The sequence below is a fragment of the Streptomyces tropicalis genome, from assembly GCF_029269835.1.
GTDB classification, from domain to species: Bacteria; Actinomycetota; Actinomycetes; order Streptomycetales; family Streptomycetaceae; genus Streptomyces; species Streptomyces tropicalis.
In genome coordinates this window covers 449863-464058 of record NZ_JARJBB010000005.1, presented here as the reverse complement: position 1 = coordinate 464058, position 14196 = coordinate 449863, and the positions used below count along the sequence as shown (strand labels likewise).

Here is a 14196-nt window from a genome sequence, read left to right as displayed (position 1 = left end):
GCCCGCAGAAGAAGTCCGCCGACCCCGCTCGACCGGGGTCCCTCCCCGTACTTCCGACCTCTGCGGAGACGACTCGTGTCCCAGCCTTCCCTCGGCCTGCCCGTCGGGCGTGGCCTCCTCTACCTGATCGTCGCCGGCGCCGCCTGGGGCACCGCCGGCGCCGCCGCCCTCCTGGTCTACCGGACCAGCGACATGGGCCCGGTGGTCCTGTCCTTCTGGCGGTGCGCCGCCGGGACCGTGCTGCTGCTCGCGGCCCGGCTCGCCCGCCCCCGTGACCGCGCCCGCCGGAGCCGGGCCGCCGCCGTCCTCCCGCTGCGCAGCAGGGCGCTGCGGGCGCTCGCCACCGGACTCGGCCTCGCCGTGTTCCAGACCGCCTACTTCGCCGCCGTCTCGGCGACCGGGCTCGCCGTGGCGACCGTGGTCACACTCGGTGCGGGCCCCGTCCTCATCGCCCTCGGCGCCCGCCTGACGCTGGGCGAACGGCTCGGCGGGCCCGGTCTGTCCGCCGTCGCCGGGGCGCTCGCCGGGCTCGCGGTGCTGGTGCTCGGCGGCGGCGGTGCCACCGTCCGCCCGTGGGGTGTCCTGCTCGCACTCGCCTCGGCGGCCGGCTACTCGGTGATGACCCTGCTGACCCGCTGGTGGGGCCGCGACGGCGGGACCGACCACTCCGCCACCACCCTCGGGGCGTTCGCGGTCACCACGGTGTGCCTGCTGCCGTTCGCCCTCGTGCACGGCGCGGTGCCGCACACCGCCGACCCGGTGCGCCTGCTCTGCCTCGTCGCCTACATCGCGACCGTCCCCACCGCGCTCGCCTACGCCCTGTACTTCGCCGGGGCGGCCGTCGTGCGGTCGGCGACCGTCTCCGTGATCATGCTGCTCGAGCCGGTGAGCGCCGCCGTGCTCGCGGTCGCGCTGCTCGGCGAGCGGCTGACCGCGGCGACCCTGGCGGGCACGGCGCTGATGCTGGGTTCGGTGGCGGCCCTGGCGTACGCCGAGGCACGCGGTGCGCGGGCGGTGCGCGCCGCCCGCGCGGAGCCCGACCCGCTCCCGGTGTGACGGCGCCGGGGGGGAGTCCCGCGGTCCGCGGGACTCCCCCCCCCGGCTCACGCCTCGCGCCGCCGCAGCAGGTGGCCGCGGGCCGCCGCGTCCCCCGGCCCGCCGCGCTCCGCGAGGCCGCCCGCGATGCGCTCCTGGATCTCCGCGGGCTTCTTGCCCGCGTACTTGAACTTGGCGCGCACCGCCAGCACCTCCAGCCGCAGCCCCCGGATGCCGGGCAGCATCCGCCCGTACGGCTCCTCGCCGGCCGCGGCCCGGGCGGAGCCGCCCTCCGGCTGGAAGTGTCCCGTCTGGCGGTTCAGCAGTGCGGCCTTCTCCTGCGGGTCGTCCACGACGTGCGCGGTGCAGGTGAGCTGCACCGCCGCGTACAGGCTGGTCGGGACGCCGTGCTCGGGCGGGTCCTCCGGGGCGGCCTGCCACGGGCCGGGGACGAACACGTAGTCGTCGACCACGCTCAGCAGCACCGTCGGGTTCGCCTCCAGCGCGGGCCAGAGCGGGTTCGGGCGGGCGAGGTGGGTGACCGCGTCGCCCCGCCCGGGGTCGTAGGCGAAGTGCAGCGGCTGGACGAACGGCGGTTCGCCGGGCGGCCCGTTGACCGCGAGCTGGCCGAAGTCGCGGCCGGTCAGCCAGTGCTGCCACTCGGCGCCGTCGCGCGCCGCGTCCCACGGATGGATCAGCATCACAGCGCCGCGAGGTAGTCCGGGAGCCCGGTCTCCGGCGCCAGGGCGGCGTCGGGGAGCGGCGCGCCGTAGTGCCGGGCGACCGGGACCACCCCGGCCCAGTGGGGGAGGGAGAGGTCCTCGGGCTCGTCGTTGACACCGCCGGTGCGGAGCTTGGCGGAGACCTCGCCCAGGTCGAGCCGGAGCACCGCCGTCGCGGCCAGCTCCTTGGCGTTGGCCGGGCGGGAGTCGGCGGACCGGCCCGGCACCACGTGGTCGACCAGCGCGTCCAGTGCCGAGCGCTTCTCCTCGGGGTCCGTGACCTGGTGGGCGGTGCCGTGCACCACGACCGAGCGGTAGTTGATCGAGTGGTGGAAGGCGGACCGGGCGAGCACCAGGCCGTCGACGTGGGTCACCGTCACGCAGACCGGCAGCCCCGGGTCGGGCCGGCCGGCCATGCGCAGCGGGCGCGACCCGGTCGAGCCGTGCAGGTAGAGCCGCTCGCCGACCCGGCCGTAGAGGGTGGGCAGCACCACGGGCGCGCCGTCGCGGACGAAGCCGAGGTGGCAGACGTAGCCCTCGTCGAGTATCGCGTGCACCGTCTCACGGTCGTACGTCGCCCGGTCCGCCGAACGGGTGGGGACCGTGCGGTCGGTGCGGGTGTAGGCGTCGTCGGGCGGTGACGTCGGCTGCGGGGTCCCCTGCATTGCCATCTCCATTGCGCTAGTGCATAATCTCTTTTGTGCTAGGAGGATATCGGATCGAGGGCAGGCGCGCGGCGGAGATCGCGGCGAGCGTCGAACAGGGAGTCGGCTCGGGCTCCCTGGCGCCGGGGCAACTGCTGCCGCCCATGCGGGAGTTGGCGATCGAGCTGGGCGTCAACCCCAACACCGTGGCGGCGGCCTACCGCACACTGCGCGAGCGCGGGGTGATCGAGACGGCCGGGCGCCGGGGCAGCCGGGTCCGGCCCGCGCCCCCCACCACCGGACGGGACCACATCCGGGTGGAGGTGCCCGACGGGGTGCGCGACCTCTCCAGCGGCAACCCCGACCCGGCCCTGCTGCCGCCGCTGGCACCCGCCTTCGCCGCGGCCGCCGCGGCGGGAGACCGGGACCCGGTGCTGTACGGCGACACCGCCGTGGACCCCGCACTGGAGCGGCTCGCCCGGTCCGGGCTGGCGGCCGACGGGGTCCCCGAGGGCCCGCTCGCCGTGCTGTCCGGGGCACTCGACGGCGTCGAACGCGTCCTCGCCGCCCACCTCAAGCCGGGTGACACGGTCGCCGTCGAGGACCCCGGGTGGGGCCGCGTCTTCGACCTCGTCCCCGCGCTGGGGCTGCGCACGGTCCCCGTCGCGATCGACGACGAGGGGCCGCTGCCCGACGCCGTCCGCCGGGCGCTCGCGGCGGGGGCGCGGGCCCTGATCGTCACCGACCGGGCGCAGAACCCGACCGGCGCCGCGGTCGGCGCACCGCGCGCCCGCGCCCTGCGCGCGGTCCTGCGGGAGCACCGGGACGTGCTCGTGATCGAGGACGACCACGGCCACGGGATCGTGGACCTGCCGCTGCACCCGCTCGCCGGTGCCACCCGGCACTGGGCCTTCGTCCGCTCGGTCGCCAAGGCCTACGGGCCCGACCTGCGCCTCGCGCTGCTCACCGGTGACGCGGTCACGGTCGGCCGGGTCCACGGCCGGCAGCGCCTCGGCCCCGGCTGGGTGAGCCTGCTCGTGCAGCGCGCCGTGGTCCGGCTGTGGACGGACGGCGCCCTGGACACGGCCGCCGTGGCCGCCGCGTACGGCGGACGGCGGGACGCGGTGATCGCGGCCCTGGCCGAGCGGGGGGTGCGGGCCCACGGGCGCAGCGGCATGAACGTGTGGGTGCCCGTGCCGGACGAGACGGGGGCCGTGGCCCGCTTGCTGCAGGCCGGGTGGGCCGTCGCCCCCGGTGCCCGCTTCCGGCTGGGCGCGCCGCCCGGCGTCCGCATCACCGTCGCGACGCTGAGCGCGCAGGAGGCGGCTCCGCTGGCGGACGCGGTGGCTGCGGCGCTGGGTCCGGAGCCGGCGCGGAGTTATGTGTAGGCGGGGGTGAGGGTCCGGCGGTCCGGCGCCTGCCGGACCGCTGTCCGCGACCGCGCCGCGCCGCGCCGCGGCGCCCGGTGCCGGGCGTCCGTCCCGGCCGCCGGACCGGCCCGCTCGTGTCCGCGCCGCGACTCGACGTCCAGGAGCCGGCACGGGGTGTCCGACGTCCGCCCCGGCTGCCGGGCCTCCGCGTCCGTGACCGAGCCGTGGAGCGGCGCTCGCCCGCGCCGCCGGACCTCCGTGTCCGTGACCGCTCGTCCGGACCCGGCGCCCGTCGCGCGCGTCCCGGCGTTCAGCAGCACGCCTCCGGCGTCCGCCTCGGCTGCCGGTCGGCCCTGTCCGTGGCCGAGCGCCGAGCCGGGATCAAGCGTGCGGCCTCCGGCGGGCGCTCCGTTCGTGTCCGCGCCCCGGCTCGGCGTCCAGCAGCCGGTATGAGGGGTGTCCGACGTCCATCCCGGCCGCCGGGCCTTGGCGTCCGTGCACCCTCGTCCGGACCGGCCCCGGTGCCCGCCGCGGCGCCCCGCGTCCGTGACCTCTCCGCAGACCGCCCGGCGCCGAGGGGGAGGAGGCGGTCAGGCTGCCGGGGCCTCCCCGGTCGCGCAGGCGGCCAGGCCCTCGATGCCGGTCACGGCGCCGGCCGTACCGGCGGCAGGCTCCGCGGCGGCCGTCGCGGGCCGCCCGGGCCCGGCGGCCAGGCCTTGCGGCCCGTCGCGGTGCCCGCCGTCGGCCCCGGCGACGGCCGGCCGCGGCGCCTCCGCGGGCCGGACCGCGGCCTCGCGGGGCAGGGCCGTGCCGGACCTCGGGCGGGCCTGCGTCAGTGCCGCTCCCGCGAGCACGATCACCGCGCCGACCGGCGTCGACCAGGTGAGGTGCTCACCGAGCACCGCCACACCCGCGGCGGTGGCGATGATCGGCACGAAGTAGGTGACCATCTGCGCGGTCGTCGGCCCGGCCTCGGCGACCAGGCCGTACTGCACCAGCATCGCCAGCCCCGTGCCCAGGGCGCCCAGTGCCGCGACCGCCAGCAGCGGCAGCACCGGCAGGTGGCTGGGAAGGCTGGTGAACAGTGGCGTGACGACGGCGAGTTGGAGCGTGGCCAGCAGCAGCTGGCCGCCGGTCAGGGAGAGGTGCGACTCGGGCGCGCCGGCCAGCGTGCGGCGGACGTAGATCCAGCCGACCGGGTAGCTTACCGAGGCGAGCAGGGCGAGGGCCGTGCCCGTGGCGTCCAGGCCCTGGAAGCCCTGCCAGGCGCCCAGCACCGTCAGCACTCCGAGGAAGCCGAGCCCCAGCCCGGCGACCCGCACCCGGGTGGGGCGGTCCTCGGAGAGCGCCACCAGGGACAGGACCATGCCCCACAGCGGCGAGGTGGCGTTGCAGATGCCCGCGAGGGTCGAGGGGATGGTGAGCTCGGCGTAGGCGAAGAGCGAGAACGGCAGTGCGTTCAGGAGGAACGCCGCGACCGCCAGATGTCCCCAGGTCCGCGCCCCGCGCGGCAGCCGCTCCCGCTTCACCGCCAGCACCGCCGCGAGCACCGCCGTGCCGAACAGCAGCCGGCCGAAGGTGACCTGGAAGGGTGCGAAGCCCTCCGTGCCGACCTTGATGAAGAGGAAGCTGAAGCCCCACACGGACGACAGGAAGGCGAAACGGACCCGCCACGGGAGGGGGCCGCGGGGGAGGGCGGCCGGGCGGGGCGCGGTCGGCCGGGAGACGGTCGGGTTGCTCATGGTGCCCACCATGCAGTCTGGAGACGTCGTAGCACAATCGAGAATACGTGGTCGGTATCTCGTAGAATCACTTACATGTTGAATCTGGAGCGCCTGCGCACCCTGGACGCACTCGCCCGTCACGGCTCGGTCAGCGGCGCGGCCGACGGGCTGCACGTGACGACGTCGGCCGTCTCCCAGCAGATGTCCAAGTTGGAGCGGGAGGTCGGCCAGCCGCTCCTCGCGCGCAACGGCCGGGGAGTCCGCCTCACGGACGCCGGCCGCCTCCTCGCCGAGCACGCGGCGCGCATCCTGTCGCAGGTGGAGCTCGCCCAGTCGGACCTGGAGGCGCAACGAGGGCAGGTCGTCGGCGAGTTGCGGCTCGGCGGGTTCCCGAGTGCGGCGCGCGGGCTCTTCCCCGCGGCGCTCGCCGACCTGCGCACCCGGCACCCCGGACTGCGCGTCACCACGGGGGAGATGGAGCCCGCGCCCGCCCTGCGCGCGGTGCTGCGCGGCGACGTCGACCTGGCCCTGGTGCTCGACTGGTACAACAAGCCGCTGCCCGTGCCCGAGGGGCTCGGCCGCGCCCCGGTCCTGGACGACCCGGCCGACGTCGCTGTGCCCGCCGGACACCCGCTCGCCGACCGGGCCGAGGCGGACCTGGAGGACTTCGCGGGCGACGAGTGGGTGACCTGGGGCGAGGCCGAGTTCTGCTACGAGTGGCTGCTGGACACCCTGCGCTCCAAGGGCATCGAACCGCGTATCGCGCACCGGGCCGAGGAACACGCGACCCAGCTCGCGCTGGTGGCGGCGGGGCTCGGGGTGTGCGTGGCGCCCCGGCTCGGGCGCGGACCGCTGCCCGCGGGCGTGCGCGCGGTGCCGGTGCGGCAGGCCGTACGCCGGCACGTCTACGCGGTGTGGCGCGCCGACGCCGACCGCCGGCCCTCGATCCGCGCGGCGGCCGACGCCCTGCGCGCGGCGGGAGAGCGGATCGCGGACGGGGAGCGGACCGAGGGCGGGGAACCGGCGGGCTGACCCGGTGCCGCGGCCGGCGAGGGGTGCCCCGGCGGACGGAGCCTCAGCCGACGGAGCCCAGTTTGCGGAAGTCCCAGGAGACGGTCCTCTCCGGGGTCAGCCGCACCCACGCGTGCCGCCCGTCGTGCGGCATCTCCTCCAGGCCGAAGTTCTTCCGGGCGAACAGCGTCTCGGGGACGTCGAGTTCGGCGCACAGCTCCCCGGTGCGCGGCGCCTCGCCCACGAACTCGGCCGTGCCCGACAGCTCCACGCCGCGCAGCTGGTCGTACTCCTCACCGGTGTCGACGACCACCGCGACGCGCGGATCGCGGCGCAGGTCGGCCCAACGCCTGCTGCGCACCACGGAGTACAGCCACAGCGAGGTCCCGTCCCAGGCGAACCACAGGGCACTCACGTGCGGGGCGCCGCCCGCCGACACCGTGGCGACCCGGCAGGTGCGCGCGGTGGTGAGGAACTCGTCCAGCTCCACCGGCGTCATCATGATCTTCCGGCCCCGGCGCTGTGTGGCGGTCATCCGCCCCCCTCTTCTCTCACGTCGTGCCAGAGGGCGTGCATCCCGCCCGTCCCGACCGGGGGAGTACCTCTGACATCACGTCAGAAAAGGATGAGTCGTCCTGCGTCCGCGCGCAACGCCGGCCGGTCCCATGCGGCGTCAGGCCAGCTTGATCTCGTCCCCGGCGACGTCGATCCGCACGGAGGCCAGCGGCTGCGTCGCGGGCAGGTGCTTGACGCTGCCGTCGGCGATGGAGAAGGCGCTGTGGTGGCACGGACAGGTGATCACACCCTTGCTGATCCCCGTCACGGGGCAGCCCTGGTGGGTGCACTTGCTGGAGAACGCCTTGAACTCGCCCTTGGTCGGCTGGGTGACGACCATGGCGGGCTCCTTGAAGATCATGCCGCCCCCCTCCGGGATGTCGGAGGTCTTCGCGACCACGGTCCCGGCGGCGCCCACGGAGACGCTGCCGCCGTCCGAACCGCCCTTGCCCCCACCGCTGTCGGAAGCCCCCTTCGAGGACATGTCGTCGGACCCGCACGCGGTCAGCGCGGCGGCGAGCCCCGCCGCTCCCACCGCCGCGACGACGGTCCGCCGGGCGGGTCCCACCGGGGGCTGAAGCGATTCGCTGGTCATGCTGACGTCCCTTCCGCACAGGCATCGTGACTCCACCCAGGGGTACGGGCCGCGAGGGCCGGGCGTTCAGCGGCCGGGCCGGTCCGGGAGGCCGCTCGCGGCAGCGACCGGCCGCGGCGCCGGCCGCGGCGCCGGCCGCGGCGCGGGACGCGGGCGGGCCGTGTCCCCCGTCGGGAGAACTCCCCGGTGGCCCGGGGTGATGCTCAAGGAAGTCGTCGCGACCCGCTGCATCACGCTCCTGGATGAGCGCGGGCGGTGTGGCGGCGGCCTCCCGCAGCCGACGTCCAGGCGCTCGCACTGGGCGCAGTCCCTCCGGCAGGGGCGAGGGCTTCGATCCGGGCACGGGCCGCCGGCCGGAGATGCCGGCCCGGTTCACTCCGGCAACGCTTAACCGGGCCCGGGCGCCGCCCCGCCGCCGTCCCGGTGGGGTCGACTCACCGGTTGTCGTGGCGCATCGGGCCGGGACTCGTAGTGCAGGGTGTAAAAACGGCCGTTCTCCTCGTGGGCTGTGGGGTCGCCCCCCAGCGCTCGTACCGCCGCGATTGCATAGCGCTGTTCCCGCTCGTCGGTGAAGAGGCGCTGTGGATACGTGCGAGACACGTCGACGGTGGTGGTCAAGCCGTGGACGGCCAACGTGCGGGCGATGGGCTGGTACGACACCGTCCGCAGCACGAACGCGTCGACCCATACCGGTCTGCGAGCACCGGTCAGCAGTGCCGTGAACGTGCGGACGGTGACATAGCTGCCGCCCCCCGTCAGCGTGATGAGTCCGACATCGGCGAGCGCGCTGCGCAGCCTGGGGCTGGGTGAGCCCTGTTCCAGATCGTCGGTGAAAGCGGCGTCCAGCAGACCCACCTCGAGCGCGTACTGCACGGCGGGGGCCGAGACGTCCAGGCCGAACACCGGCACCGGGTCCGGCCGGCGCCGCGCGGCATAGAAAGCCTTGTCCGATGCCCTGAGTTCCGCCGTCGACAGGGTCCGGCTCCCAGGGGAGGTGTACCGCTCACACATCTCCGCCAGGGTCACGTCGTGGTTGAGCAGCGCGGCATTGATCCCGTAGGAGCAGCACACGTCCAGTACCGCCGGCCCGTGGGTGCTGCCCTCGTCGAGTGCGGCCCGCTCGGTGGCAGCCTGCCGGAAGACCGGCTGGGCATGGTGCGGGATCTCGTACTCCAGCGGCGCCAGCCGCCTGAAGTACGCGCGTGGGTCCGGCCCGCAGTAGATGTCGTCGAACCGCGACTTGCCCCCCTCCACGCCCTCGGGACCGCCAGAGCCGGGTCCGGCCATGCCGCACTCCTCCTCCCGGGACGAATTCGTCCTTCCATCCTGTCTCGTCTCCTCCCCCCGGCATGTCTGCCACACCGGGGCACCCGCTGCCTGCGGGCGGTCGTACCCGGCTCACCGGAGGGGCGGGCTCCGCCGACCCGACCAGTGCCGCGGCCTGCCTCTGGGGTGTAGGGAGCCCGGTGCCGCGGAACAGGGGCGTCACCGGGACGGCCTCCGCCAGTTCTTCGAGGCCGCTGCCAGGTGGGACGACGCGAGGCTTGTCTCGCTGGACCGACGGACCGGGGCCGCAGCGAGGTCTCGGCTCGGGAAGCGCCGGCACGCAGGCCACGGGCACGGGCACCGAAGAGCGGGGCGGGGTTTCCCCGGCGCAGCCGGTGGTCGCCCTCGGCGCCCCCGGCGCGGCTCCACCGGTGGAACGGCGCGGACGGGCGGGCACTACCGGCCGTGCGCAGGGGGTTCACGTCCCGCGCTCGCGGCCGTCGCGATCCCGGCACGGATGGGCAGACGCAGCGCCATCAGCCAGCCGACCACGGCCAGTACGGCCATGCCGGTGGCCGACACGGTCAGCGCCTGCTCCCTGGCACGTGCGTTGATCCGTACGATCCCGTCGGCCGCGGTACCCGTGATGCCCCGTGACGCCGCCTTCGCCCGCAGGGCGTCGTCGGACACGGCGGTGATCTGGACCTGGTGCTCCACGGCCCGCGTCACCTGCTCCTTCTGGGCGGTGGATAGGACCCTGCTGTCGTTCACCCCGGCCTCGAACGCGTACAGCAGGGAGGTGGCCATCAAGGCACCGGCGAGGGCGACTCCGAATGAACCTCCCAGATAGCCGGCCGTGTACGACAGTCCTGTCACGTCGCTCACCTCGTCCCGGTCGGGCGCCGACTGGACGAGGTCGGTGAGCGTCGTGGCCATGCCTCGGCCGAGCCCGACGAGGAGGATGCCCGGCGCGAGTGCCAGGCCCACCGCCGCCACTCCCTGTGCACGCGGACTGAACAGAACGGCGACAGCGACGCAACCGACGCCCATGCAGGCGAACGCCCCCATCGCAGCGGCGCGGTGGGTCATCCTCCCCTGTCCGATGCGCCGGGCGGCCGGCGGGGCGGCCGCCATCAGCCCCAACGTGATCGGGAGCAGCACGATTCCGCAGTGCAGGGCACCGAATCCGAAAGTCGTCTGCAGGAAGACCGGTACCAGGAAGAGCATGCCGTTGGGTACCAGGATCAGCATCAGCTGGGTCGAGATCCCGGTCCGGACGGTGCGGTTCTGCAGCACCGTCACGTGGACCAGCGGATCCCTTCCGCTCTTGACGAGACGCAGCTCCCAGCCGGCGAAGGCGGCCAGGACCACCATCCCCGTACCCGACAGCACGGGGACGGGTGACAGACCGCCACGCTCCAACAGCGTGTGGCCGAGTACCACGACATCCTGCCGGGCCCTGAGCAGGCCGTACCGCCCGGCAGACAGGGCCGCGACGACGAGCAGGACGAGTCCTGTCGTGGACAGCAGCACCCCGGGGACATCGAAGCGCTGTCCTGAGCGTCCCGGGAACGACCCGGCACCGACCGTACACCGGATGAGGCCTGCCACGGCCAGGGTGATCACGGTGCCCAGGAGGAACGACATGCGCCAGGTCAGGTAATTGGTTATCACGCCGCCCAGAACGGGACCGGCCGCCGCACCGATCCCGGACGTCATGGCCAGGGTTGACAGCACCTTGGTGCGTACGGCCCCGGCGAAGGTCGCGGTGAGCATCGCCATCAGCGACGGAAGCATCAGCGCCACGCCGAGCCCCTGGAGTACGGACCAGCCGAGCAGCAGGAACGGCAGGCTCGGAGCGAGGGCGCTGATCAGCGCCCCCAGGGCGAAGATGCCGCCGCCGGTGACGAAGGCCCGCCGGTACCCGTGGCGTCTGCCGAGCTTGCTGCCACTGATCAAGAACGCGGCGACCACCAGGGCGTACAGCGAAATCGCCGACTGCACGCCGCTCAGCGTGGTGTGCAGGTCCCCGACGAGCGCCGACAGGGCCACGTTCATGGCGGTGGCGGTGTAGTTGATCAGCAGGTTCTCGGCGGCGAGGAGGAAGAACAGCGCCCTGGCGGCCGACGGCGCACCCCCTTCGGACGGTTCCCTGATCCGCCGTGTCCCGTTTCGCCCATGCACGGATGCGTCCTGACGTTCGATCGGCCCGCCCCGGACGGGCACGCCGCTGCCGGGACCGGCCTCTGTTTCCGGCTCCCCGGTTCAGGGTGCACGTCGTGCACACCGCAGGGTGGCGGGACGCGCTTGTACGGACCCGAGCGGGCGACACAGCCCGCCGGCCCGCGACAGTCCGCGTACCGGGATCCGCACGTCGCCGGCGGCGGGGTGGGTGTCGCCGGCCTGTCTGCCGATCCTGGTGGCGCTGCTCGTGCCCGCCGGCCGGTTGTCGGACGCCCACGGGCGCAAGCTGCCCTGCTTGTCCGTGTTCGTCGCGCCGAATGAGAGCGCTTCCATTCTGTTGTCACCCGTGAAGTAGGGTGACGGCGCGAAAGGAGCGTGAGCAGTGCGTGAGCAGGTCACCATGGCGGACGTCGCCCGGGTCGCCGGCGTGTCGACCGCCACGGTCTCCTACGTCCTGTCCGGCAAGCGGCCCGTCGCCCCGGCGACGCGTGCGGCGGTGGAGGCCGCCATCGCTGACCTGGGGTTCGCCGTGAACACTGCGGCGCGCAGCCTGAGGACCGGACGCTCGAGTCTGGTGGCGCTGATCGTGCCCGACATCGCCAACCCGTTCTTCGCGCAGCTCGCGGCCACGCTCCAGGAAGAACTCCGCGGACTGGGTATGCACGTCGTCGTCTGCAACACCCGGGCCGACCGCGAGGAGGAGCGGGCGCTGCTGGCCGAGGCGGTGCAGCAGCGGTTCGCCGGGGTGGTGATCACTCCGTTCCGTCTGCTGCCCAAGGACCTGGACACCCTGTCCACGGCCGGTATCCCCACCGTCGTGAGCGCGGATGTGCCCTTCGGGCCGGTCGATCTGGTGACGCCCGACGCGCGGGCCGCCACCCGGCAGGCGCTGGAGGGAGTGACAGCCGCGCGTCGCCGCCGCATCGCGATGATCGCGGGCCCCCGGGACGCGACCGGCGGGGACCCCCGCCTGGAGCTTCTGAGGTCCCTCGCCCCCCAGTTCGGCACCTCCTTGCCGGGAGCGCTGGTGGTGCGCGGTGAGCACACCCGGGAGGCGGGAGCCGCCGGGTTCGCCGAGCTGATGAGCCGGCGCTACCCACCGGACGCGGTGTTCTGCGCCAACGACGTGATCGCCGTCGGCGCCCTGGGCAAGGCGCACGAACTCGGCATCGACGTACCCGGCGACGTGGCGCTCGTGGGCCACGACGACGCCTCCTTCGCCTCGTTGGTGCGGCCGCGCTTGACGACGATCCGTTATCCCGCGGAGGACGTCGGCCGTGCCGCCGCCGAGTTGCTCAGGGAGCGCTTCGAGGGGCGACGCGTGCCCAAGACCGTCCGTGTGAGGGCCGAGTTCGTCGCGCGGGCCTCGGTCTGACCGGTGCGCCTGCCGAGGCGTCCCACCCACCCCGACACCGCACCGCCATGGTTCGGCGCACACCGTAGCGTAATCGATTGCGCCTGACGAGAGCGGCGCGCGACGCGCATGCATAAGAACAATGAAAGTGCAGCTCAGAGAGGATTGGACGCCTCTGTCGGCGTCTTTGTGGGTGCGTCACGAAGTGGACTCGGAGTGGGAAATTTCCGCACGGCCTGTTGACTTTTGTGGATTCCTGTTGTGAAGGTTGCCGCCATTGCTTGTCGGAGCGGGACACCCGGTGCAAGGAGCAACCTCATGGCGATAGGCGAGCGGACGTCATCCCTGATCAGGACCTCTCTGGTCAGACGCTGCATGGTCGGAGCGGCGGTCGTGGCACTCACCACGGCGACCGGTTGTGGCGGCGGTGGCGGCGGTGGCGGGAAGGACGGCGGTGCGGACGGCTCGTCCTGCAAGCCGTCCTCCGGCAAGGTGACGCTGCAGTACTGGTCGTGGGTCCCCGGCATGCAGAAGGCGGTGGACCTGTGGAACAGCGGGCACCCCGACGTGCAGGTCGAGCTGAAGACCACCCCGGCCGGCAACGCGGGCACCTACCAGAACATGTCCAACGCCCTCAAGGCAGGCAACGCCCCTGACCTGGGCCAGGTCGAGTACGACTCCCTGGCGAGCTTCCGCCTCAAGGACGGGTTGCGCGACATCGCCAAGTGCCCGGGAGTGGACGCCGCACAGCGGAAGTTCGTCGACTGGACCTGGTCGCAGGTCGGCTTCGGAGCCGACGGCAGGGACGGCATCTGGGCCGTCCCCCAGGACACCGGCCCGATGGCGCTGTTCTACCGCAAGGACGTCTTCGACAAGCTCGGCCTGAAGGCTCCCACGACCTGGGACGAGTACGCGGCGGACGCGGTGAGGCTCAAGAAGGCGGGCAAGTACATCACGCACTTCTCGCAGACCGACCCGAACTGGTTCACCGGCCTGCTGTGGCAGAGGAAGGCCACCATGTTCCAGCGGGACGGCGACTCCTGGAAGGTCACGGTCGACCGGCCCGAGAGCCGCCAGGTCGCCGACTACTGGCAGAAGCTGATCGACCGCAAGCTCGTCGCCACCGACCTGCAGGGCTTCTCGCCCGCGCTGTACAAGTCCTGGAACGACGGCGAGGTCGTCACCTGGATCAGTGCGGCCTGGGGCTACAGCACCATCCGCGACAACGCCAAGTCCACGGCGGGCAAGTGGGCCGTGGCCCCGATGCCGCAGTGGCACCCGGGCGACCAGCAGGCCGGCAACTGGGGCGGCTCGACCACCGCCGTGCTCTCCGGCAGCAAGCACCCCGCGGAGGCGGCCCGGTTCGCGCTGTGGCTCGACACCGACCCCAAGGCACTGGAGATCCTCAACCGCGAGGGCGGCCTCTACCCGGCGGCGAAGGCGGGCCTGGACCTCCCGGCGCTGAAGCAGCCGGTCGACTTCTACGGCAAGCAGCGGATCTTCGACGTCTTCGCGAAGGCGTCGGCCGACGTGGACAACGGCTTCACCTGGGGACCGACGATGACCGACACCTACCGCTTCATCAGTGACGGCACCGCGGGCGCCGTCGGCGGCAAGGGCACGCTCGCCGACGTGCTCAAGCAGACCCAGTCGCAGAGCGTGGACTCGCTGCGCAAGCAGTCCCTCGACGTGACCGGCTGACCGGTCGCCTCCACCCAGAGCGTCCCCTCCGACCC

12 protein-coding genes are annotated in these 14196 nt (G+C 73.7%); 5 read left to right on the top strand and 7 right to left on the bottom strand.

Annotation, left to right across the window (positions count from 1 at the left end; all coding sequences use genetic code 11):
- The first annotated feature begins 75 nt into the window (after positions 1–75).
- Positions 76–1056, top strand: a complete 981-nt coding sequence (locus P3H78_RS13610; protein ID WP_276109192.1) for a DMT family transporter — start codon at positions 76–78, stop codon at positions 1054–1056.
- Between the two features lie 47 nt (positions 1057–1103).
- Here the strand turns inward: P3H78_RS13610 and P3H78_RS13605 are convergent, their stop codons facing one another.
- Together P3H78_RS13605 and P3H78_RS13600 are read right to left on the bottom strand one after the other, a co-directional pair.
- Positions 1104–1736: an FMN-binding negative transcriptional regulator gene (locus tag P3H78_RS13605; protein ID WP_276109191.1), complete on the bottom strand. Its 633-nt coding sequence runs from the start codon at positions 1734–1736 to the stop codon at positions 1104–1106.
- Positions 1736–2422, bottom strand: a complete 687-nt coding sequence (locus P3H78_RS13600) for a pyridoxamine 5'-phosphate oxidase family protein (protein WP_276109190.1) — start codon at positions 2420–2422, stop codon at positions 1736–1738. The genes P3H78_RS13605 and P3H78_RS13600 overlap by 1 nt, the downstream gene beginning before the upstream one ends.
- A gap of 35 nt (positions 2423–2457) precedes the next feature.
- Between P3H78_RS13600 and P3H78_RS13595 the strand changes: the two genes are divergently transcribed.
- Positions 2458–3789: an aminotransferase class I/II-fold pyridoxal phosphate-dependent enzyme gene (locus tag P3H78_RS13595; protein WP_276109189.1), complete on the top strand. Its 1332-nt coding sequence runs from the start codon at positions 2458–2460 to the stop codon at positions 3787–3789.
- A gap of 572 nt (positions 3790–4361) precedes the next feature.
- Here the strand turns inward: P3H78_RS13595 and P3H78_RS13590 are convergent.
- Entirely contained in the window at positions 4362–5513 is a 1152-nt protein-coding gene (locus P3H78_RS13590) for a DMT family transporter (protein WP_276109188.1), read from the bottom strand.
- Between the two features lie 75 nt (positions 5514–5588).
- On the opposite strand from P3H78_RS13590, the gene P3H78_RS13585 reads away from it, so the two are divergent.
- Complete coding sequence (locus P3H78_RS13585) at positions 5589–6527, top strand: LysR family transcriptional regulator (protein ID WP_276109187.1); 939 nt, start codon at positions 5589–5591, stop codon at positions 6525–6527.
- Between the two features lie 43 nt (positions 6528–6570).
- Here the strand turns inward: P3H78_RS13585 and P3H78_RS13580 are convergent, their stop codons facing one another.
- The 4 genes from P3H78_RS13580 to P3H78_RS13565 form a co-directional block, all read right to left on the bottom strand.
- Positions 6571–7041, bottom strand: coding sequence for a pyridoxamine 5'-phosphate oxidase family protein (locus P3H78_RS13580; RefSeq protein ID WP_276109186.1), 471 nt, complete (start codon positions 7039–7041; stop codon positions 6571–6573).
- Positions 7042–7179: 138 nt separating this feature from the next.
- Complete coding sequence (locus tag P3H78_RS13575; protein ID WP_276109185.1) at positions 7180–7656, bottom strand: Rieske (2Fe-2S) protein; 477 nt, start codon at positions 7654–7656, stop codon at positions 7180–7182.
- Positions 7657–8043: 387 nt separating this feature from the next.
- Positions 8044–8943, bottom strand: a complete 900-nt coding sequence (locus tag P3H78_RS13570) for a hypothetical protein (RefSeq protein WP_276109184.1) — start codon at positions 8941–8943, stop codon at positions 8044–8046.
- Positions 8944–9378: 435 nt separating this feature from the next.
- On the bottom strand, positions 9379–11106 hold the full coding sequence (locus P3H78_RS13565) for an MFS transporter (RefSeq protein WP_276109183.1): 1728 nt from the start codon (positions 11104–11106) through the stop codon (positions 9379–9381).
- A gap of 382 nt (positions 11107–11488) precedes the next feature.
- Here P3H78_RS13565 and P3H78_RS13560 point away from each other — a divergent pair, with 382 nt between their 5' ends.
- Positions 11489–12481, top strand: a complete 993-nt coding sequence (locus P3H78_RS13560; RefSeq protein ID WP_276109182.1) for a LacI family DNA-binding transcriptional regulator — start codon at positions 11489–11491, stop codon at positions 12479–12481.
- A 297-nt stretch (positions 12482–12778) separates the two neighbouring features.
- A complete protein-coding gene (locus tag P3H78_RS13555) occupies positions 12779–14161 on the top strand; it encodes an ABC transporter substrate-binding protein (protein ID WP_276109181.1) in 1383 nt (460 codons plus the stop codon).
- The last annotated feature ends 35 nt before the right edge of the window (positions 14162–14196 follow it).